The 20,191-nt window shown below is 64.4% G+C and carries 16 protein-coding genes; 7 read left to right on the forward strand and 9 right to left on the reverse strand.

From position 1 onward, the window contains the following. Window positions 1-13 precede the first annotated feature (13 nt). A complete protein-coding gene (locus tag BTM36_RS14800) occupies window positions 14-385 on the reverse strand; it encodes a VOC family protein (RefSeq protein WP_006461911.1) in 372 nt (123 codons plus the stop codon). A 136-nt stretch (window positions 386-521) separates the two neighbouring features. Next, window positions 522-1,550 carry a bile acid:sodium symporter family protein gene (locus BTM36_RS14805; protein ID WP_006461910.1) on the reverse strand — a complete coding sequence of 343 codons (1,029 nt, stop codon included), beginning with the start codon at window positions 1,548-1,550 and terminating at the stop codon, window positions 522-524. 111 nt (window positions 1,551-1,661) lie between these two features. On the opposite strand from BTM36_RS14805, the gene BTM36_RS14810 reads away from it, so the two are divergent. Further along, window positions 1,662-2,510, forward strand: coding sequence for a LysR family transcriptional regulator (locus BTM36_RS14810; RefSeq protein WP_077236903.1), 849 nt, complete (start codon window positions 1,662-1,664; stop codon window positions 2,508-2,510). A 12-nt stretch (window positions 2,511-2,522) separates the two neighbouring features. Here the strand turns inward: BTM36_RS14810 and BTM36_RS14815 are convergent, their stop codons facing one another. Both BTM36_RS14815 and BTM36_RS14820 read right to left on the reverse strand, forming a co-directional pair. Then, the gene (locus tag BTM36_RS14815; protein ID WP_051110868.1) at window positions 2,523-2,921 is read right to left on the reverse strand and encodes a hypothetical protein; all 399 of its coding nucleotides are present in this window, start codon (window positions 2,919-2,921) and stop codon (window positions 2,523-2,525) included. A 77-nt stretch (window positions 2,922-2,998) separates the two neighbouring features. Further along, window positions 2,999-4,636, reverse strand: coding sequence for a DUF342 domain-containing protein (locus BTM36_RS14820; RefSeq protein WP_077236904.1), 1,638 nt, complete (start codon window positions 4,634-4,636; stop codon window positions 2,999-3,001). Window positions 4,637-4,955: 319 nt separating this feature from the next. On the opposite strand from BTM36_RS14820, the gene BTM36_RS14825 reads away from it, so the two are divergent. From BTM36_RS14825 to ilvD, 4 genes are all read left to right on the forward strand, one after another. Beyond that, on the forward strand, window positions 4,956-5,861 hold the full coding sequence (locus BTM36_RS14825; protein ID WP_077236905.1) for a cation diffusion facilitator family transporter: 906 nt from the start codon (window positions 4,956-4,958) through the stop codon (window positions 5,859-5,861). 385 nt (window positions 5,862-6,246) lie between these two features. Further along, window positions 6,247-6,948, forward strand: a complete 702-nt coding sequence (locus tag BTM36_RS14830; protein WP_077236906.1) for a hypothetical protein — start codon at window positions 6,247-6,249, stop codon at window positions 6,946-6,948. Between the two features lie 360 nt (window positions 6,949-7,308). Then, on the forward strand, window positions 7,309-7,890 hold the full coding sequence (gene mntP / locus BTM36_RS14835; protein WP_006461904.1) for a manganese efflux pump MntP: 582 nt from the start codon (window positions 7,309-7,311) through the stop codon (window positions 7,888-7,890). 184 nt (window positions 7,891-8,074) lie between these two features. Next, the gene (ilvD, locus tag BTM36_RS14840) at window positions 8,075-9,937 is read left to right on the forward strand and encodes a dihydroxy-acid dehydratase (RefSeq protein ID WP_077236907.1); all 1,863 of its coding nucleotides are present in this window, start codon (window positions 8,075-8,077) and stop codon (window positions 9,935-9,937) included. A gap of 130 nt (window positions 9,938-10,067) precedes the next feature. Here the strand turns inward: ilvD and BTM36_RS14845 are convergent, their stop codons facing one another. From BTM36_RS14845 to BTM36_RS14855, 3 genes are read right to left on the reverse strand one after another with little or no spacing between them, the layout of a single operon-like run. Next, complete coding sequence (locus tag BTM36_RS14845; protein WP_077236908.1) at window positions 10,068-11,960, reverse strand: AI-2E family transporter; 1,893 nt, start codon at window positions 11,958-11,960, stop codon at window positions 10,068-10,070. A gap of 55 nt (window positions 11,961-12,015) precedes the next feature. Further along, window positions 12,016-12,420, reverse strand: coding sequence for a VOC family protein (locus tag BTM36_RS14850; protein ID WP_077236909.1), 405 nt, complete (start codon window positions 12,418-12,420; stop codon window positions 12,016-12,018). Window positions 12,421-12,455: 35 nt separating this feature from the next. Next, window positions 12,456-13,397 carry a LysR family transcriptional regulator gene (locus tag BTM36_RS14855; protein ID WP_077236910.1) on the reverse strand — a complete coding sequence of 314 codons (942 nt, stop codon included), beginning with the start codon at window positions 13,395-13,397 and terminating at the stop codon, window positions 12,456-12,458. A gap of 130 nt (window positions 13,398-13,527) precedes the next feature. On the opposite strand from BTM36_RS14855, the gene BTM36_RS14860 reads away from it, so the two are divergent. Both BTM36_RS14860 and BTM36_RS14865 read left to right on the forward strand, forming a co-directional pair. Further along, the gene (locus tag BTM36_RS14860) at window positions 13,528-14,988 is read left to right on the forward strand and encodes an MFS transporter (protein ID WP_077236911.1); all 1,461 of its coding nucleotides are present in this window, start codon (window positions 13,528-13,530) and stop codon (window positions 14,986-14,988) included. Between the two features lie 323 nt (window positions 14,989-15,311). Continuing rightward, window positions 15,312-16,946, forward strand: a complete 1,635-nt coding sequence (locus tag BTM36_RS14865; RefSeq protein ID WP_077236912.1) for a methyl-accepting chemotaxis protein — start codon at window positions 15,312-15,314, stop codon at window positions 16,944-16,946. Between the two features lie 116 nt (window positions 16,947-17,062). Here BTM36_RS14865 and BTM36_RS14870 read toward each other — a convergent pair whose 3' ends face one another. Further along, a complete protein-coding gene (locus tag BTM36_RS14870; RefSeq protein ID WP_006461896.1) occupies window positions 17,063-18,406 on the reverse strand; it encodes a nitrate/sulfonate/bicarbonate ABC transporter ATP-binding protein in 1,344 nt (447 codons plus the stop codon). Window positions 18,407-18,420: 14 nt separating this feature from the next. Further along, the gene (locus BTM36_RS14875) at window positions 18,421-20,172 is read right to left on the reverse strand and encodes an ABC transporter permease subunit (RefSeq protein WP_254427014.1); all 1,752 of its coding nucleotides are present in this window, start codon (window positions 20,170-20,172) and stop codon (window positions 18,421-18,423) included. Window positions 20,173-20,191 lie beyond the last annotated feature (19 nt).

Below are 20,191 nucleotides of genomic sequence, written 5' to 3' on the forward strand. Positions count from 1 at the left end.
CCGGGCCAGTCGCTCAGTGCATGGCGTGCAGCGCCATGCGGTTGCCTTCACTGTCGATGAATTGCGCGATATAGCCGATATCGTTGGGCAGCTGCGTGCGTTCCATGGTGAGCTCGCCACCGGCGGCGACCACGCGGTCGAGCACCGCCTGGATCGACGGTCCGGCATCGAGATAGATCAGTGTGCCCTGGCGGGTCGGCTCCAGCCAGCCGGGGCCGGTCAGGCAGCCGACCGAGCGGCCGTCGTCACGCACGAAGATGGCCATCGGACCGCTATCGCTGATCTGCTCCTGGCGCAACTGCGTGGCGAACACGGCTTCGTAGAAACGGGTGGCGCGCTGCAGATCCTTGGTGGCGATCTCGAACCAGTTGACTTGGGTTTGCATGTTCTTCTTCCTTTGCGTCGTTGATGAGGGATTTGTCATGCCGTGTGGCATGCGACGTATCATGCGCGAGGGCTACTGACAACGTTCTGTCAGTAGCCCTCGCCTGGGAAGAAGAAATGGGAAGAATCGAGTCGCTTCAGCGGGAGGTCGCCAGCGGTGCGCCGGGCTTGCCAGCTGTCGCAGCCTCAGCAGCCTCGGCAGCCTCCACGCCTTCCAGCTGCGCCGCGTAACGCCGCGCCAGCACGGCACACAGCATCAGCTGCATCTGGTGGAACAGCATGATGGGCAACAGCACCACCGCTGCACCGCTGCCGGCAAACAGCACCGAGGCGATGGGGATGCCGGAGGCCAGCGACTTCTTGGAACCACAGAACACCAGCACGATTTCATCGCCGCGCGGCATCTTCAGGGCGCGTGCGCCGAAGGTGGTGATCAGCAGTACCGCGCCCAGCAGCACCGCATTGACCAGCACCAGCAAGGCCAGCTGGCCCGGCGGGAACAGGTGCCACACGCCCTGTGCCACCGCCACGCTGAAGGCGGCATAGACCGACAGCAGGATGCCGCCGCGATCGACCACGTTGACGATCACCTTGTGGCGGTTGATCCACTCGCCGATCCAGCGACGCATCAGGTTGCCCAGCACGAAGGGCAGCAACAATTGCAGCAGGATGCTGAGTACCTGCGACAGGCCATTGGCCTCGTGGTGCCGGTGCAGCAGCAGCGTCACCAGCAGCGGCGTGATCACGATGCCCAGCAGGTTGGACGCCGTGGCGCCGCAGATCGCTGCCGGCACGTTGCCACGGGCGATCGAGGTGAAGCCGATCGAGGACTGCACCGTCGACGACAGCGTACAGACGAACAGCACGCCCATCCACAGTTGCGGCGTCAACAGGTCCGGCACCACGCTCTTGAGCGCCAGACCCAGCAGCGGGAACAGGATGAAGGTCGAGCCCAGCGTCAGCAGGTGCAGACGCGGTTGCTTCAGGCCCGACAGCGCCGCCTCGCGCGAGAGCTTGGCGCCATGCAGGAAGAACAGCAGCGAGATGGCCGCATTGCTGGCCAGGTGCATGAAATGCTCGAAGCTCCCGGTGGCCGGGAACAGCGTAGCCAGCAGCACGGTGCCGATCAGCAACTGGGTGAAGCGGTCTGGGAGGAAGCGGTTCATGACGTACTCGCAATGGAAAAGGGGTTTGTCGTCATGATAGGAAATTCGCCTGCCATCGGGAACCCCTCTGATCGCGTTGACTGTCATCGGAAAGTCCGATGATAATGCCCCATGCTCAATCCGCTCTGGCTCCAGACCTTTACCACCGCCGCCGCCTCTGCCAGCTTTACAGAGGCCGGGCGCCAGCTCGGGCTGACCCAGTCGACCGTGAGCGATCACATCCGCCGGCTGGAAGAAAGCCTCGGGCGGCGCCTCTTCGTGCGCGATACCCACTCGCTGGCGCTGACCGCCGACGGCGAGAGCCTGCTGGTGCATGCGCGCCTGATCCTGCAGGCACATGCCCGCGCCGAGGCCCAGTTCAGCGCCCCCCGCCTGCGCGGCCGGGTGCGCTTCGGCACTTCCGACGATCTCGCCATGGGGCCGCTGCCGGACATGCTGGCCGCTTTCCGCAGCCAGCATCCTGAAGTGGAACTGGAGATCACCATCGGCCTGACCAGCGATCTCTATGCCTCGCTGGACCAGGGCAAGCTGGATTTGCTGGTGGGTAAGCGCCGTGCCGGCGAATCGCGCGGTCACAGCATGTTTTCCACGCCGATGCAGTGGCTGACCCGGCCGGACACGCTGGTGGACCTGACCGAGCCACTGCCCCTGATCCTGCTGCCCGAACCCAGCATCACCCGGGCCGCGACCTTGCAGGCGTTGGGCAAGTCCGGGCATCACTGGCGCATCGTCTGCACCAGCGGCAGCCACGCTGGCTGCATGGCGGCTGCACGGGGTGGCCTGGGACTGGCGGCCCTGCCGCAGCACCTGTCCTCACGTGACCTGGTGCCGCCACTCAATCACGCGGCCCTGCCGCGCCTGCCGAATGTGGAATATGTGGCCCTGACGGCGCGCCGCCTGTCGCAACCGGCCGATACGCTGTATCAGATCCTGATGTCGAGCCGCCTCAGTCGCGGCTGAAGGGCAGGGCGCTTATGCCGGGTCGACCACCAGTGCCGGATTTTCCAGGGCACGGATGCGGCGGTCGACGAAGTAGCCGCCGGCCTCCATGTAGCGCAGGTAATGCCGACCGCACTGCGTGCAGCGGGCGACATTGCAGCGGTTGTAGGGATACCAGGCGGGGGCGATGGGCGCCGTCGGTGAATCGTAACGGGTACCCTCCGGGTGATATTCGGTGAAGGTCGGTTCCGCGTAGGGATCGGTGATCAGGGTGGCGACGTCGGCCAGCTGCGTCTCCGGCAGCGAGAGCGGCAGGCTGATCCAGCCGCTGGTGTCGACGGCACGGCAGTTGCAGTCCTGGGAAATGTCGGCGGAACGGGTGGCCAGTTCGCGCAGCAATGGTGGCGTGGCGTGGGGAAGCTGATCTTGCATGGGAGAGTGGTCGGGCCTGTGGATAAGTGCAAGTGTAACCGTATAAACGATTTATCCACAGGCGCACTGGCGCCGCATCACTTTTTCGGGTTGTAGCGGATATCGCCTTCGAACAACTGCGCGGTACCGCCACCGAGGTCGGATTGCACCGGCCAGACCTCGTGTCCGATACGCAGCTCCGTACCCTCATGGACCGCCTTGGCCACGATGATGCGCGCATCTTCCGCGGCGACCATGTTTTCCTTCATCTGCCCCACTTCTTCCAGCAGCACCTTGACCTCGTAGGCCAGCGCCTTGCGCTTGTCGCTGGTTTCGTGCAGCAGTTCCGGCGTGGCCTTCTCGGGATTGAGCTTGTAGTAGCTCTGCTGCTTGATGGTGCGGTCCAGTTCGGACACCTTGCGGGTGTATTCCTGTTCCTTGATGGCGATCTTTTCTTCGAGGTAGGGATCCAGGCCGACCTGTATGCGGGTATGGGTGCTGGTGGAGGCGCCGATCACGTTGGCACGGATGATGTTGGTGGCCTCCACCCGGCCGCCGATGATGTGGCCGGTGCGCGGATTGCCCTTGCCGACCGTGATCTCGTTACCGGCCAGCAGTTCGCAGTGACGCGCATTGCCCAGCACCAGGATGTCGTCGGCGGCTTCGATGTGGGCGCTTTCGGCGAACATCACCTGCACCGATTTCTGTGAACTGATGCGCGAGGCGATGGCGGTGGTGCCGGCCTGTGCGGTCACGCCTTCACTGTGGCCGATCACGCCACCCTTGACGGTGACGCTGCCCCCGGCCACGATCTCGGCCGCTTCCACCGTACCGTTGACGACCACGTCGCCGCCGACATGCAGCTTCATGCCGGTCAGCACATCCCCGGAGACGCGCACCGTGCCTTCGAAGCTCAGGTTGCCGGTGGACAGGTCGACGTTCTCCACATCCAGCACCGGGTTGACCTTCACGCCGTTCTTGATCACCGTCGGCTGGCCCGGCACGATCGCCACCAGCAGATCGGGATCGTCCTCGCTGGGTTCGGCGCCGATGCTTTCCTTGGCGAAGCCCACATCGGCAATCGGCCGCGCCGGCACCTTGCCGCCACGGATGTCGATACCATCCTTGCCCGGCACGGGCGGAATGCGGCGCATCAGCGGGTCGCCCACCTTCACCAGCAGGATATGGCCCATGTCGGCGTAGGAAACCACCGCATCTTCCTCGATGTCCGCCAGCTCTTCTTCCTTCTCTTCCAGCAGACTCTCGAAACGGGCCGGCTCGGCAGGCGTGGGCATCAAGCCCTGGGCTACCACCAGCTTGTTGCAGAAACCGGCGGACAGCGCACCGCGCAATTGTTCATGCAGGATGCCGTAGGTGATGCCGGCGGCGCGGATCGCATTGACCACTTCCACGCTCTTGGCGCGACCGCCGTAGGGCGGCACCAGGGTCAGCGATGCCGTCATCAGGTCGTCGGCCACGTCCAGCGAGAACTCGCCATCACGGCGCTCGGCGATGACCTGGGTGACGGCTTCCTTGGCATCCTCGGCCTTGCGTACGAAGGCGTTGAGGACCGAGTCCTGGAAGAACAGCTTGGTCAGGCCATGGTCGGTCATGGCTTGCTTCAGGAAGGCCAGGGTCAGCGGCGGGAAGCCCGCCGTCGGAGTAAACGTTGCGCTCAGTTCGCCGCTGGCCCTGTCGAACGCAAACGACAGCGGTTGCGGAGTTGCTTGGTTCATGCTGTTCCTCGATGAATGGCTGCACCGGGTCTGCCGCGGGTTGCTTGCGCGACGTTGTCGCCACCGTCGCTGCCGCGGATGTACACAGTTCGCCAGGGGCGCCGTGCTGTTATTTCATGCGAAGGGGGCGCATGCTGTTGTCGCTCGTTGGTCACCTCGTCTGCGCGGTCCTGCGTACGCCGGACCGTAAAAAAGCGGCGACGCCACCCCCTGGCGCAATACAGCTGACATTGTAATGTGGCAAGATGATCCAGTAATTTGATGGATAGCACAAGTTTTGCCGACTTTGACTCTAGATTAGGCTCTTATCGTTGGTTTTATGTTAAGTACCCAAATAGAAGACTTCAAGGGCGATCCCGCCCGCCACCGCGCCGGACGTATCAGTACGCTGGTCAGCATCGTGGTCAATATCGTATTGGTGATGCTGCAGGTTACGGCCGGCGTGTTCACCGGTTCGCAGGCCCTGATTGCCGATGGCATCCATTCGCTCTCGGACCTGGTCTCGGATTTCGTGGTGCTGCTTGCCGGGCACCACAGCCGCAAGCAGGCCGACGACGATCACCAGTATGGTCACCAGCGGTACGAAAATGCCGCCTCCCTGGCGCTGGGCGCCCTGTTGCTGGCCGTCGGCCTGGGCATGCTGATCTCCGCTGCGCAAAAGATCCAGCATTACGGACATACTCCCCCGGTACACATCACCGCCCTGTGGGTGGCACTGGTGGCCTTGCTGGCCAAGGAACTGCTGTTCCGCTACATGTTGCGCATCGCCGAGCGCGTGCGTTCCAGCATGCTGGTGGCCAATGCCTGGCACGCGCGATCGGACGCCGCCTCGTCGCTGGTGGTAGCGCTGGGCATCGTCGGCAGCCTGGCCGGTTTCACTCTGCTAGATCCGGTGGCCGCAGCAGTGGTCGGCCTGATGGTGGTGCGCACCGGCTGGGGTTTCTTCTGGAGCGCCCTGCACGACCTGATGGATCGCGCCGTCTCGGCCGAAGAGGCAGAGGCGATCCGCGCCACCATCCTCGCCACCCCGGGCGTACAAGGCCTGCATGACTTGCGTACCCGACGCATGGGCGACCTGACGCAGGTGGACGTGCACCTGGAAATCGACGGGGCGCTGAGCGTCACGCAAGGCCATGCGATTGCCACCGATGCCCGGCGCCGGGTGCTGGATGCGCATCATGTGCTGGATGTGATGACGCATGTGGACCCGGTGGAACGTCGTTAAGTAAGTCCGATTCTTGCGCTGTCTGCCCGCACTCCGAGCTTGTTTGGCTTGCCGTGTCGTTCGCCCGCTGCTGATCGCAGAAAAGACTCCGTCAGAACTTTCACTTCTGGCAGTGCGCAACCACCTTGAGTTGGTTGTCTTCCCGGCAATACCATCGAAAATTCTCTTTCTTCCGGAATTTCCATGGTGTCCAGAAAGCTACCGTACTACCAACTGGAATTATCTTCAGTCCCCTTCAAGGGAAATATATTGCGGTTTCGGCGGGCGGAAAGCGGTTGCGTGCCGCTCGACTCCCCATCTGGGGTTAGGTTTGATCGCCCTCCGCCCGGGGCTAAACAAAATACTTGAAGCTGAAGCAACCGATCAAAATCGAACTGGAGACTTTATGTCGAGCCCCAGAACCTATGTAAAGCGATTACTGATTGGAAGCTTGTTCACCGTCATCTTCATGGTGCTGACTCCGCCCGTGCTACTGGCCCTGCTTTTCATTGTTCCGCATCCGATCAGTGGCGATTTCCCTGTGTTCTTGTGGCGGATCAGTGAGGAGAAAGAGCTTCAGCTGAGAGTTGCGCTGCTCGGGGGAACCATGATCGTCGCTTTGTTCAGTTTCTTTGTATGGATGGCAAAGGAGATCATCAAGGACTCGGCGCCGCATCAACGTCGTCGCTATCTGAGTGCTACCGCGATCTACACGTCGCTACTCTTCTACGGGTTTGCCATCGGTGGCATGCGCCTGGTTGGCCCGCAATATGGCCGTTGCGAATTCTATAACTCTCCCACCACCCTCGACGCAGGTCGCAAGGTCTTCAACGGTGTCACTTACGACATCCAGGTCTGTGGTTCCGCCCCGCGTCCACAGGACGGAGACAATGACCGTTTGCAACTCACGGTGCGGGATGAGCGAGGGGAAATGCTGGCACGGCGGCATTATTCGGTGAACTGGGAAGCCGGCACTTCCTTCCATGAGCCTCTGCAATACGATAAGGATGCCGTCGTCATCTCCAATGCCTTTGGGGAAGATATCCGTATCGCAATTCCTCCTTCCCGTTTCGATTGGATTCGAGCGCGGGTCCCCTTCCTGGATTGATCGATGCGACTGACGCCCACCCGGCCAGCATTTCGACTAGGGCCTGTTCCCACCAAATCTGCGAGATGTGTTGCGCCCAGAAGGCACGCGGGCGGCGTAGCACGGCTATGTTGTGTTGTCATTCCGACGGCGGACGCACAACAACTTGTCTACCCCAACCGTCTTCGTTTAAAATCCGGGCTTCTCTTTGGGGAGTAGCCAGCTTCCGGGTCATCCGGAAGAGCCCGTGTCAACATTCTCGGCAACATCTTGCCGTGGCGCGGGTAGCCAATCAGGTAGGCGAGACCATAGACGTATCCTGCGGCCAGGCTGGGCGCGCAGGCACGTCCATGGACTTCGCCCGGCCAAGGAATCCCCTTCATGAATTTCCCCGCACTCCTTCTCCTCGCACTTGCGATGTCCACTGACGCCTTTGCGGCAGCCATCGGCAAGGGCGCCGCCATGCAGAAGCCGCGCTTCCTGCAAGCCCTGCGCATCGGTCTGCTGTTTGGAGTGATCGAGGCCATCACCCCCCTGATCGGCTGGTTCGCCGGCTCGGTCGCCACCAAATGGGTGTCGGAATGGGATCACTGGATCGCCTTCACGCTGCTGCTGGTGCTGGGCGCGCGCATGATCCGCGAAGGCATGAGCGAGGACGATGAAGACGAAGAAGCCGACGCCGCCCCGCAAAAGCAATCGGTGGTGATGCTGGCCCTCACCGCGGTCGCCACCAGCATCGACGCCATGGCCGTAGGCGTGGGCCTGGCCTTCATCGACGTCAACATCCTGGAAGCGGCCTTGCTGATCGGCCTGGCCACCACCACCATGGTCACCATCGGCGTGATGGTCGGTCGCGTGCTCGGTCACCTCATTGGCAAGCGCGCCGAGATCATCGGAGGCGTGGTGCTGATCGGTGTCGGCGCGGCCATTCTGTATGAACACCTGAGCCGCGCAGGTGGTTGAATTCAGTCCGGCGCGACATCCTCGCCAGTGGCTACCCCGTGCCCGCCATCGCGCGGGCTTTTTCATGTGGGATAAATATGCATAGGATATTAATTCGAGTCGAATTATATATTGGACAAATGGTAGCGCCCGAGGCACTCTTGGCGTCCCATTTTCCCTAAGCAGCCTTGAGGAGACACCCATCATGCCGACCTATCGTTCCTATACCACCACCCAGGGCCGCAACATGGCCGGCGCACGCGCGCTGTGGCGCGCCACCGGCATGAAGGATGGCGACTTCACCAAGCCCATCATCGCCGTGGTCAACTCCTTCACCCAGTTCGTGCCCGGTCACGTGCACCTGAAGGACCTGGGCCAGCTGGTGGCCCGCGAGATCGAGGCGGCCGGTGGTGTCGCCAAGGAATTCAACACCATCGCCGTCGATGACGGCATCGCCATGGGCCATGACGGCATGCTGTACTCGCTGCCCTCGCGCGACCTGATCGCCGACTCGGTCGAATACATGGTCAATGCCCACTGCGCTGACGCCATGGTGTGCATCTCCAACTGCGACAAGATCACCCCGGGCATGCTGATGGCCGCCATGCGCCTGAACATCCCCGTGGTCTTCGTCTCCGGCGGCCCGATGGAAGCCGGCAAGGTCATCAAGACCGTCAACACCGACAAGAAGGTCATCAAGCTGGACCTGGTGGACGCCATGATCCAGGCCGGCGACCAGAACATCTCGGATGCCGACGTGGCCGAAGTGGAACGCTCGGCCTGTCCGACCTGCGGTTCCTGCTCGGGCATGTTCACTGCCAACTCGATGAACTGCCTGACCGAAGTGCTGGGCCTGTCGCTGCCGGGCAATGGCACCATCGTTGCCACCCACGCCGACCGCAAGGAACTGTTCCTGCGCGCCGGTCGCCTGATCGTCGAACTGGCCAAGCGTCATTACGAGCAGGACGACTATTCCATCCTGCCGCGCAACATCGCCACCAAGGAAACCTGGGAAAACGCCATGACCCTGGACGTCTCCATGGGCGGCTCCACCAATACCGTGTTGCACCTGCTGGCGGCCGCGCATGAAGCCAAGGTCGAATTCACCATGGCCGACATCGACCGCATCTCGCGCAAGGTCCCTTGCCTGTGCAAGGTCGCGCCGATGACCAACAAGTACCACATCGAAGACGTGCACCGCGCCGGCGGCATCATCTCCATCCTGGGCGAACTGGCCCGCGCCGGCCTGCTTGATACCTCGCGCCCCACCGTGCACAGCAAGACCCTGGGCGAAGCCATCGAGAAATACGACATTCGCGTCTCCAGCGATCCGGCCGTGCACAAGCTGTTCCGCGCAGCACCCGGCGGCGTTCCCACCCAGGTGGCCTTCTCGCAGGCAGAGCGTTTCGAGGACAACGACCTGGACCGCGCCAACGGCTGCATCCGTGACCGCGAGCACGCCTATTCGCAGGACGGCGGCCTGGCCGTCCTGTACGGCAACATCGCCGAGAAGGGTTGCATCGTCAAGACCGCCGGCGTGGATGAAAGCATCCTCAAGTTCTCCGGCACGGCCCGCGTGTTCGAAAGCCAGGACGCCGCCGTCGATGCCATCCTGGGTGACAAGGTCAAGGCCGGCGACGTGGTCATCGTGCGCTACGAAGGTCCCAAGGGCGGCCCCGGCATGCAGGAAATGCTGTACCCGACCTCGTACATCAAGTCCAAGGGCCTGGGCAAGGCTTGCGCCCTGTTCACCGACGGTCGCTTCTCCGGTGGCTCCTCGGGCCTGGTGATCGGCCACGCCTCGCCGGAAGCGGCCGAAGGTGGCGCCATCGGCCTGGTGGAAGAGGGTGACCTGATCGATATCGACATCCCCAACCGCAGCATCAACCTGCGTGTGACGGCAGAGGACCTGGCCAAGCGCCGCGCCGCCATGGAGGCCCGTGGCGATGCAGCCTGGAAGCCGGCCGAGCGCACCCGCGTGGTGTCGCAGGCGCTGCAGGCCTATGCCGCGCTGACCACCTCGGCCGATCGCGGTGCGGTGCGCGACCTGTCGCAACTGAAGCGCTGAGAAGTGTCCACGTCCTTCTGATGCCGCTGATTGGCGGCAACACCAGACGACAATGCCGCCCGCGTTCAAGCGGGCGGCATTTTTTTACGCCAGGATTTTTTGCTCCGGCCCCGGAGACCTTTCGCGCCGCTCAGACCTTGATGGCCGGGCGCATATGGGTGGACGCCAGCGCCAGCCCTTCCTCGAAGGAAGACAGCACCATGTCCACCTGTTCCTTCACGGTTGCCGCGTCCACTTCCTCATTGAAGAAGGAAGGGCGGATCGTCACCAGCAAGGCTTGCGGCAGGTTGCTGCGCAGCGTCCCCACCACCGCCATCCAGGCGTCCAGCCGTTCGCGGGTCGGATAGACCAGGAAGACGATGGATACCAGTTCGGCCTTGCTGCTGTCCGGGCGTTCGTCTTCCGGCTGATCCAGCGTGATGCTGCGGGCGTCGATGCCGGACACGCGCAGGGCATGCACCAGCAGTTCGGAGAGCAGGTCGTCGCGTTCGCCCTGCAGACCGCCGCACAACACCACCGATCCCAGTGGCACGTCCAGCGAGCCCTGCCAGCGCCCCAGTCGCGCCAGGCGCAGTTCGCGCAGATGCGCACCCACGCCGCTGTTGAGCAAGGGGACTTCGCGCCGCCGCCGCAGGCTGCGCGGCGCGCCGGGGGTTTGCGTAAGCACCTCGGTCAATTGCGAAACGGAGCCGCGCAGCCGCTCCTGCTGGGCCGTCTCGATGCGCCCGTGGCGCAGGTCCAGCGCCGCCAGCGCCAGCCCAGGCAGCAGGATCTGGTCGCAGTACTTGGCAAAGCTCTGCTTCTGCAGATGGTTGCGGGCGTCGCGGATGATGGCGTCGGATTCGCCGGCCAGCGCGCGCTGGTAGAAACGTTCGGCGTGGCTCATGTCAGGGGCCTCGCCCAGCAGGATGGTGATCGGCTCCAGCGCCGCCACATGACGGCCGGCCACCACCAGGCAGAGCGTCAGCGGAGTCGACAGCAACAGGCCGATCGGCCCCCACAGCGAACCCCAGAACAGTGCCGAGACGATCACCGCCAGCGGCGACAGGCCGGAGCTATGACCATAGATGCGCGGCTCGACGAAGTTGGCCACGATCACTTCCAGGCAGACATAGAAGGCCAGGAAGGACAATGCCAGCCACCAGCCGGGATCGATGGCGGCGATGAAGATGGAGATCATCAGGCCCGACGCCAGTGCGCCCAGATAAGGCACAAAGCGCAATACGCCAGCCAGCGTACCCCACAGCACCGCGTGCGGCACGCCACCGGCGGCCAGCACCGCGCCCATGATCAGGCCGAATGCCAGATTGACCAGGAACTGCGAAAAGAAGAAGCGTGACACCCCCTCGGCCGCGTCGCCCAGGGCCTGCATGGTCCGGCTCATTTCCGTCAGGCCGGCCAGGCGGATCAGGCGTTCGCGCAGCGACTCCTGTTCCAGCAGGATGAAGACCAGCAGCACCAGCACGATGCCGGCCTGGCCGATCGGCCCCCAGGCCAGCGCGAATAGCCGTCGCAGGGCACCCCTGACCGACATGCGGGTATCGGCTTCCGGCGTGGGCGTGGCATTGGCTGCGGTTGCTGCTGCAGCTGCTGCGTGGCTGTTCTTCTTGCCGCTGCGACTGACCTCCGGCACCGGCTGCGGAATGACTGCGCTCAACTCGGCCTCCAGCCGGGCGAAGGGGCGCTCGGTGATGGCGCGCACGCTCTCCACCTTTTCCTGGATGGCTTCGCGGTACTGCGGCAGGTCACTGGTGACACTGACCAGCTGGAATGCCAGCACCACTGCCAGCGCCACCAGGCAGGCACCCACCAGCAGCACCGAGATGATGGCGGCGGCGGCGCGATTGATGCCCAGGGCGTCCAGCTGGCGCACCAGCGGCAGGATGATCAGGCTGGCAATGCCGGCCACTGCCAGCGGTGCCAGGATGTCGCGACCGAAGTAGAGCATGCCCAGTATCACGGCCGCGCCGAGCAGGGTGGTGGAACTCAGGCGCGAGAAGGCGGAAGTCTTGAGGTTTGGCATGGGAGGGGCGGGAGCAATGTCTTTGGCGGGGCCGGCGGCGTTGTTGGGATGGTTGTCAGGATCGCGCCGGGTCGATCACTTCGTAGAGCTCCAGCGGCAGGCCGTCGGGGTCGGCGAAAAAGGTAAAGTGGCGGCCGGTGTATTCATCCACGCGGATATCCTCCACCGCCACCCCCTGTTGCTCCAGTTGCTCCTTGCAATGCTGTACATTGGCCACCGCGAAGGACAGGTGGCGCAGACCGCAGGCCTCCGGACGCGACGGCCGGGCCGGCGGCGCGGGAAAGGAAAACAGTTCGATCTGCGTGCCATCGGGCAGTCCCAGGTCCAGCTTCCAGGAGTCCCGTGCCTCGCGATAATGCTCGGCGATGACGCGCAGGCCCAGCAGCCCGACGTAGAAGGCCTTCGAGCGCGCGTAGTCGGAACAGATGATGGCGACATGATGAGTGCCTTGTAGTTGCATGGCGGTCTTTCAGAGGGAAGAGGTAAGCGTGGACATCAACGTCGCGGTCCGGTGCGCGCCAGCTCGGCGCAGACGCCGCGTACCTTCTCGCGCAGCCAGCGATGGGCCGGGTCCAGTTCCACGCGCGGATGCCACATCAGCGATACCACGATGGGATCGGTCGCCACCGGCAGTTCGAACAAATGGATGCCGGAGGCGCTGCCATCCTTGCGCGGCGCACCGGCCGTGGTCAGGAAGGAATACGGCACCATGGCCACCAGATCCGACGAGCGCACCACCGCCAGCGCAGCGGGAAAACTGGGGACGATGGCCACCACCTTGCGCGTCAGTCCACGTTCGGCCAGCGCCGCATCCAGCGGGCTGCTGCGGTCGCCCCGTGGCGATGCACTCACGTGTTCGAAGCTGCAATAGCGCTCGGCACTCACGCGGCGCAATGCCGCCAGCGGATGACCGATGCGCACCGCACCCACGAAACGGTCGCGGAACAGGGTCTGCAGCCGCACTTCCGGCCCCATCTCGCTGGCCACGCCGATTTCCAGGTCGGCACTGCCTTCGCGCAGCGGCAGCGGGCTGCGTTCCACCTTGGGCGCGAAGCGCAGGCGCACCAGCGGCGCCTCGGCTGCAACGGCGCCGATCAGGGCGGCACCGCAGGCTTCGATAAAGCCCTCGTTGGCGCGCACGGTGAAATCCCGCTCCAGCCGCGCCAGGTCCAGCTCGGGGACGGAAGGGCGCAACACCGAGCGGGCTTCATGCACCACGTTGCGTACCCGCTCGCGCAGCGCCTCGGCGCAGGGCGTCAGCACCATCTGGCGGCCCGCACGCACCAGCAGATGGTCGCCCGTGGCCTGGCGCAGCCGGGTCAGCGTGCGGCTCATGGCCGAGGCGCTCAGGCCCAGGCGGCGCGCGGCCCCGGCCACGCTGGCCTCGGCGATGAGGGCATCGAGCGCGATGAGCAGGTTGAGGTCGGTTTCGGTCATGCGGGCATCCTAGCACGCCCGGCATGACATGGCGTCGCATGCAATGATCCAATGCAAGCCGTGCGTCTTCCGCCTTGTCTTGTGGGTGGCTATAGTGAAGACCTGATTCGATCCTTCAGGAAATTTTCCCATGGAACTGTTTTCCGACCTGCCCGGCGACGAAGGCCTGCCGGGCGTGCGTCGCCGTCGCGCCATGCTGGCGGTGATGACCGCCACCACCATGGCAGTATTCGACGGCACCATCATCAATGTCGCCCTGCCGCAGATCGGTCTGGCACTGCAGACCTCGGCCGCCGCCTCCGTCTGGGTGGCCAATGCCTACCTGCTGGCCACCGCCATGACGCTGGCGGCCTTTGCCGCCATGTCGTCGCGACTGGGATTTCGCAACCAGTTCACGGCCGGGCTGGCGGTGTTTACGCTGGCCTCGCTGGGCTGTGCCCTGTCGCCCACGGTGGAATGGCTCATTGCCATGCGCGTGCTGCAAGGGCTGGGGGGCGCGGCCATGCTCAGCATCGCGCCGGCGATCCATCGCACGGTCTTTCCGAACCGCCTGCTGGGCCGCATCCTCGGGCTCAACGCAGTGCTGGTGGCGGCCGGCACCGCCATCGGCCCGGTGCTGGGCGGCACCCTGTTGGCCGCGCTGAGCTGGGAGTGGATCTTCCTGATCAACCTGCCGCTGGGCGTGGCAGCGGTGCTGCTGTCGTGGAGCGCCATCCCGGACACCCGCCAGCGTGGCCGCCTGCGCCCGCCCTTCGACATGGCCGGCGCACTGTGGTCGGCGCTGGCCATGGGCGCGGTCATCATGGCCGCCGACACCTGTGCCCACTTCGCCGACCCCGGCCAGGGCGCCCACGCGGCGCTCACCGCCGCGGCCTACGCGCTGGTGGCGCTGGTCTCTGCACTGGCCTTCGTGCGCGGCCAGCGCCGGGTGCGCGAGCCGCTGTTGCCGCTGGACATCTTTTCCAATGCGCGCTTTTCCCTGGCTGCGCTGACCTCGCTGGCGTCCTTCGTGGGCCAGGGGATCGCCTTCGTGGCCCTGCCTTTCCTGTTCCAGAATGCCTACGCCTACAGCGCCTTCGAATCGGCGGCGCTGTTCACGCCCTGGCCGCTGGGCATCGTGCTGGTGGCGCCGCATGCCGGACGCCTGGCCGACCGTCATTCTCCAGCCCTGCTGTCCAGCCTGGGACTGGCCGTATTTACCCTCGGCCTGGTGTTGCTAGCCCTGCTGCCCGATCACGCGCAGGCCTGGGACATCGGCTGGCGCGCTTTGGTGTGCGGTATGGGCTTCGGCTTTTTCCAGAGCCCCAACAACCGCGAGATGCTCGGCAATGTCTCGCGCGAACGCAGTGGCAATGCCTCCGGCGTGCTGGCCATCATGCGCACCTTCGGCCAGTGCCTGGGCGCCGCGCTGCTGGGCGTGATCCTGGCAGTCCATACCGCCGGTGCCGTGGCCCATGGTGAACTACAGATGAGCCCGGTGCAGGATGGCGAGGCGATCCGTGTCGCACTGTGGGTGGCCGCGCTGGCCACCGCGTTGGCCACTGCAGTCAGTGCCAGCCGCCTGCGCCGCAAGGCGCAATCGCCCGCATGATGCGCCAGTGCAACCCATGGCGCAGAAAAGCTCAGCACTAGGGCGGGCATAGGGACAAAACTGAAAGGTACGTAAAAACCTAACTTTTTAGTGACTGGATAAATCCTCGCTGATTCTCGCTTTGTCCCGCAGGATGGGGGCTTAGACTGCTCCTGCTTGCCGCTGTGCCGGTTGCCTGCGGATGTCCATCACAATTACAACAGCTCATCCTTTGCCGCCAGGTTCATGCGACCTGGCGTCGCAGCCTCCCTGCGACAAGCTCCGTCAAACTCTCCCCGACCCATCCGAGACCGGCCGGGGGATACCGCAAAGGGGGCAATACCATGGGCAAGTTGAAAGTCGTGACCAGGCTGGCATTGGGCTTCGGCCTGATTCTCGTGTTTCTGCTGGGCATTTCCGTGTTGGGCATGGTGGGCATGTCGCGCATCAACGATGCCCTCACCGACATCACCGCCGTCAACAACGCCGAGACCAGGCTGGTCAGTGCCATGCGCAATGCGCTGAGCCAGCGTGCCCTCGCCATCCGCAACATCGCCTTGCTGGACGACCAGGAAGGCATGCGAGTCGAAGCGCAGACGCTGGCACGCCAGGAAAAGCTCTATGGCGATGCTCGTACGACGCTGGAAAAGATGTTTGCCACCGAAGCCGCCACCACCGATCGGGAGCGCAATTTGCTGGCGCAGATCAAGGCCGATGAAGCCGCAGCCGTGCCGCTCATGGCCAAGGCCTTGCAGCTGGGCCTGGATAACAAGCCGGCCGAAGCCATCAAGGTGCTTATCGGCGAAGTGCGACCCAGGCAGCAGGCCTGGATCAAGTCGCTCACCGACCTGTCCGAGTTCGAAGAACAGCTCAATGACGAGGCTGCCACCAGCGCACGTGCCACCTATGAATGGCTGCGCGGGATCATGCTCAGCGCCGTGGCGCTGGCCCTGCTGGTAGGTGTGGTGGCGTCGACCATGATCGCCCGCAGCATCCTGCGCCAGCTGGGCGCCGAACCTTCCGAAGCCCAGGCCATCGCGCGCGACATCGCCAGTGGCGACCTGACCGCCACGGTGCGACTGCGCGAAGGCGACGGTTCCAGCCTGATGGCGTCCATCGAGCAGATGCGTCACCAGTTGAACGTGATCGCCCACGGCATCAAGTCGGCCGCCGAAACCATCTCGGTGGCCAGCGGGCAGATCGCGCAGGGCAACTTCGATCTCTCCCAACGCACCGAGGAACAGGCCGCCTCGCTGGAAGAGACCGCCGCCAGCATGGAGGAGCTGACCACCACCGTGCGCCAGAATACGCAGCACGCGGGCGAGGCGCTGCGCCTGGCCAGCGGTGCATCGCAGACCGCCAGCGCCGGTAGCGAAGCCTTTGATCGCGTGGTACAGACCATGGACCGGATCTCCGCCAGCTCGGGCAAGATGGCCGACATCATCAGCGTCATCGAAGGGATCGCCTTCCAGACCAACATCCTGGCCCTGAACGCGGCTGTGGAAGCGGCCCGTGCCGGCGAGCAGGGGCGTGGCTTTGCCGTGGTGGCGTCGGAGGTGCGTTCGCTGGCCCAGCGCAGCGCGGTCGCGGCCAAGGAGATCAAGGATCTGATCGGCGAATCGGTGGCCCACGTGGGTGCCGGTTCACAGCTGGTGGCCAGCGCCGGGCAGCAGATGGGCGAGATCGTGGAGTCGGTACAGCGTTTCGGTGAAATCATGAACAGCATCGCCACCGCCACCCAGGAACAGGGCAGCGGTATCGAGCAGATCAACACCGCCGTGGTGCAGATGGATCAGGTCACGCAGCAGAATGCGGCGCTGGTGGAGGAGGCCAGCGCGGCCGCGCAGTCGCTGGCGCAGCAGGCCAGCGGCTTGCTGAAGGTGGTCTCGATCTTCAAGATCCGCCAGGACAAATCGCTGACCACGATGCAGGACCAGCCCGCCATGGGCACGCCCGCACCGATGTCGGCACTGCGCTGAGTGCGGCCAGCGGCGCAGGCAGGCGCGCCGATCTGGCATCGATTTGACGGCTGATCGCGGATCAGCCGTTTTTCATGGGCACGATGTCAGCGTCGGGCCCGGTTTTAGTTTTACACTCAGGCCGAAGGGCCGCCTTCATCGTCCTCGTCCTTGGGCACGAACACCATGCCGGTCTTGGCGTTGTAATCCATCAGACCGGCATAGCGGCCCCAGGCGATCATGGTCTCGAAGGTCTTTTCCGGATTGTCGTAGGGCAGGGCGCTGCCGATGTCCTTCAACACGCGCTCGGCCTCGATTTCCTCGGCCTCGCCCAGCACCGCCAGGATGATGTGGAAGATGCGCAGCTTGTAGACCTGTTCGGCGAAGATGGCGCGCTGCCCCAGCCGGTCGGCTGCCACGAAGCGGCGCCCGAGGTCAGTGAGGAAGACTTCCTGCTTGGGGGTATCGACCAGTTCCAGGATTTCGGCGGCCTTGACGGTGGCGATGGTCTCGCCGAATTCCTTGCCGATCTCGTCGGAGATGTCGTAGATGTTGTTCAGTTCCGGCTCGTCGTGCAGCAGGCTCATCAGCCCCAGGATCTGGCCCACCGGGATCAGCGGGATCGACTCCATGCGCTTGCGGCCACGCGAGATCGGCTCGCCCGGCATGTGCACTTCCGGCGGCAGGTCGGGCAGGGTCAGCGTGGTGATCGCTTCGTGGATGATGTTGACCAGGCGCTGGAATTCCGGGCTCTTGCTGTCGCGCGGGTAGGGCAGCGGGTTTTCCAGCACCAGGCCCAGGCGGCCCGGGCGCGGGAACACCACCACGATGCGGGTGGCCATCTCCACCGCTTCCTCGATGTTGTGGGTGACCATGAAGATCGAGGTCAGGCCGCTGTCCGGTGCGCGCCACAGGCTGATCAGTTCCTGCCGCAGGTTTTCCGCGGTCAGCACGTCCAGGGCGCTGAAAGCTTCATCCAGGCACAGCAGCTTGGGCTTGGACACCAGGGCGCGGGCGATGCCCACACGCTGGCGCATGCCGCCCGAGAGTTCGCGCGGATAGGCGCTGTGGTAATTGCCCAGGCCGATCAGTTCGATGGCGCGGTCCACCGCCGCGTCGCGCTCCTCGCGGGTCGGGTTGTGCGACATCAGGCCTACCGCCACGTTCTGTTCCACCGTCAGCCAGGGATAGAGCGCAAAGGTCTGGAACACCACCGAGGCATCGCGGTTGACGCCATAGAGCTGCTTGCCGGCCGCCATGGTGTGGCCCGAGCTCGGTTCCACCAGCCCGGTCAGGCAGCGCAGGATGGTCGACTTGCCCGAGCCGGACTGGCCCAGCAGGGCCAGCAGTTCACCCTCGTGCACGGCCAGGTCGATGTTGTCCAGCACCTTCAGTTCATGGCCGCCGGCGGTGTTATAGGATTTGCTGACCGCGCACAGTTCGGCGACGGCGGGACGTTGTTGCGGAGAAGTCATGGTCATGGCTGGGCTCAGGATCAATCGAGGCGGAAACGGCGTTCGGCGAAGGCATACAGGCGACGCCAGACAAACTTGTTCATCAGTACCACGAACATCGACATCACACCGATGCTGGCGATGATGAGTGGCGTATCACCGGACTTGGTGACCGCCGAGATATAGGCACCCAGGCCGTCGGCCTTGAGCGAGACATCGCCCCAGCTGGCCAGTTCGGCCACGATGGAGGCGTTCCAGGCACCCCCGGCGGCGGTGCAGGCCCCGGTCACCCAGAACGGGAAGATGGCCGGAAGGATCAGAGTCTTCCACAGGTTCCAGCGCGACAGGCCGTACATGCGGGCGGCCTCCTTCAGGTCGTTGGGGATGGCCATGGCGCCGGCGATGACGTTGAAGAGGATGTACCACTGCGTGCCCATGGCGATCAGGAGGATGCTGCCCCAGTTCATGCTGACGTTGCCTGCCACGAACCAGCCCACCACCAGCGGGAAGGTCATGTTGACCGGGAAGGAGGCACCGATCTGCGCCAGCGGCTGGGCGAAGCGGGCGATGTGCGGCTTGGAGCCGATCCAGACTCCCACCGGGGTCCAGATCAGGGTGGCGATCACGGTCATGGCCAGCACCCGCAGCATGGTCAGGAAACCCAGCCACACGATATGCCCGAACAGGCTCCAGCTCATCGCCCCGTGCAGGGCGTCGATGGCGGCCACCAGCCCGCGCAGGGCCTCGAAGATCAGCAGCGCGCAGATCAGGCCGCTCAGGATGCGATGGGTCCAGCGCCGGCGCGCGATGCGGGCCGGGGTGGGAACACCGGGTGAGGCCGGCCGATGGCGCGCCAGCCAGTCGGCCAGCGGCTGCCACAGCTTTTCGTCGAGCCAGGTAAAGACATAGGAGCCGCGCAGCAGGTCGAAGACCCAGGACGTCGGTGCCGATCCCGATTCGGTCAGTTCGATCTTGAACTTGTCGGCCCAGGCCAGCAGCGGCCGCCATACCAGCTGGTCGCTGATGAGGATCAACGCCAGCATGGCGATCACCGCCCATAGCGCCGCCGTGTGGTCGCCCTGGTCGATGGCCTGCGCCATGTAGGAGCCCAGGCCGGGCAGCTTCAGGTCCTTGTTCATGACGCTGATGGCCTCGCTCTGCGCCACGAAGAACCAGCCGCCCCCGAAGGACATCATCGAGTTCCAGATCAGGCTGTGGGCCGAGGCCGGCAACTCCACGGTGCGAAAGCGCTGCCAGGCGGTGAGGCGGTAGGTGGTGGCGGCTTCCTGCATGTCGGTTGGGATGGTGACCATGGAATGGTAGAAGCCGAAGGCCATGTTCCACACCTGGCCGGTGAAGATGGCGAAGATGGCCGCGCATTCCACCCCCATCAGGCTGCCGGGGAACAGCGCCATGAAGCCGGCCACCGTGGCCGAGAGAAAGCCCAGCACCGGCACCGACTGCAGGATGTCCAGCGCCGGCAGGATCAGGGCCCGCGCCCGGCGGCTCTTGGCGGCCAGGTAACCGGTGCCGATGGCGAAGAACAGGGAAAAGGCGAAGGCGATCCACATGCGCAACAGGGTGCGGCCGGCGTAATAGGGGATCATGGCCGGCGAGCTGTCGACTTCCAGCTGGTCGGACGGGTCGAAATGCACCAGCATCCCCTTGCCGAAGTGCAAGGCACTCCACAACAGCCCGAACAGCACCGCCAGCACCAGCGCATCGATCCAGCCGAAGCCAGGCTTGACTTCTTCATAGGCCGTCAATTGCGGCGAGGTGGTCTTCATTTTCATGGCGATGAGGTGCAATAGC

This window comes from Herbaspirillum sp. VT-16-41 (assembly GCF_001994935.1).
Taxonomy (GTDB): domain Bacteria; phylum Pseudomonadota; class Gammaproteobacteria; order Burkholderiales; family Burkholderiaceae_D; genus Herbaspirillum; species Herbaspirillum frisingense.

Excerpts from the sequence above, each read along its gene's own strand:
- BTM36_RS14800 (WP_006461911.1), bottom strand. The coding sequence starts at position 385 with ATGCAAACCCAAGTCAACTGGTTCGAGATCGCCACCAAGGATCTGCAG.
- BTM36_RS14805 (WP_006461910.1), bottom strand. The coding sequence starts at position 1,550 with ATGAACCGCTTCCTCCCAGACCGCTTCACCCAGTTGCTGATCGGCACC.
- BTM36_RS14810 (WP_077236903.1), top strand. The coding sequence starts at position 1,662 with ATGCTCAATCCGCTCTGGCTCCAGACCTTTACCACCGCCGCCGCCTCT.
- BTM36_RS14815 (WP_051110868.1), bottom strand. The coding sequence starts at position 2,921 with ATGCAAGATCAGCTTCCCCACGCCACGCCACCATTGCTGCGCGAACTG.
- BTM36_RS14820 (WP_077236904.1), bottom strand. The coding sequence starts at position 4,636 with ATGAACCAAGCAACTCCGCAACCGCTGTCGTTTGCGTTCGACAGGGCC.
- BTM36_RS14825 (WP_077236905.1), top strand. The coding sequence starts at position 4,956 with ATGTTAAGTACCCAAATAGAAGACTTCAAGGGCGATCCCGCCCGCCAC.
- BTM36_RS14830 (WP_077236906.1), top strand. The coding sequence starts at position 6,247 with ATGTCGAGCCCCAGAACCTATGTAAAGCGATTACTGATTGGAAGCTTG.
- mntP (WP_006461904.1), top strand. The coding sequence starts at position 7,309 with ATGAATTTCCCCGCACTCCTTCTCCTCGCACTTGCGATGTCCACTGAC.
- ilvD (WP_077236907.1), top strand. The coding sequence starts at position 8,075 with ATGCCGACCTATCGTTCCTATACCACCACCCAGGGCCGCAACATGGCC.
- BTM36_RS14845 (WP_077236908.1), bottom strand. The coding sequence starts at position 11,960 with ATGCCAAACCTCAAGACTTCCGCCTTCTCGCGCCTGAGTTCCACCACC.
- BTM36_RS14850 (WP_077236909.1), bottom strand. The coding sequence starts at position 12,420 with ATGCAACTACAAGGCACTCATCATGTCGCCATCATCTGTTCCGACTAC.
- BTM36_RS14855 (WP_077236910.1), bottom strand. The coding sequence starts at position 13,397 with ATGACCGAAACCGACCTCAACCTGCTCATCGCGCTCGATGCCCTCATC.
- BTM36_RS14860 (WP_077236911.1), top strand. The coding sequence starts at position 13,528 with ATGGAACTGTTTTCCGACCTGCCCGGCGACGAAGGCCTGCCGGGCGTG.
- BTM36_RS14865 (WP_077236912.1), top strand. The coding sequence starts at position 15,312 with ATGGGCAAGTTGAAAGTCGTGACCAGGCTGGCATTGGGCTTCGGCCTG.
- BTM36_RS14870 (WP_006461896.1), bottom strand. The coding sequence starts at position 18,406 with ATGACCATGACTTCTCCGCAACAACGTCCCGCCGTCGCCGAACTGTGC.
- BTM36_RS14875 (WP_254427014.1), bottom strand. The coding sequence starts at position 20,172 with ATGAAAATGAAGACCACCTCGCCGCAATTGACGGCCTATGAAGAAGTC.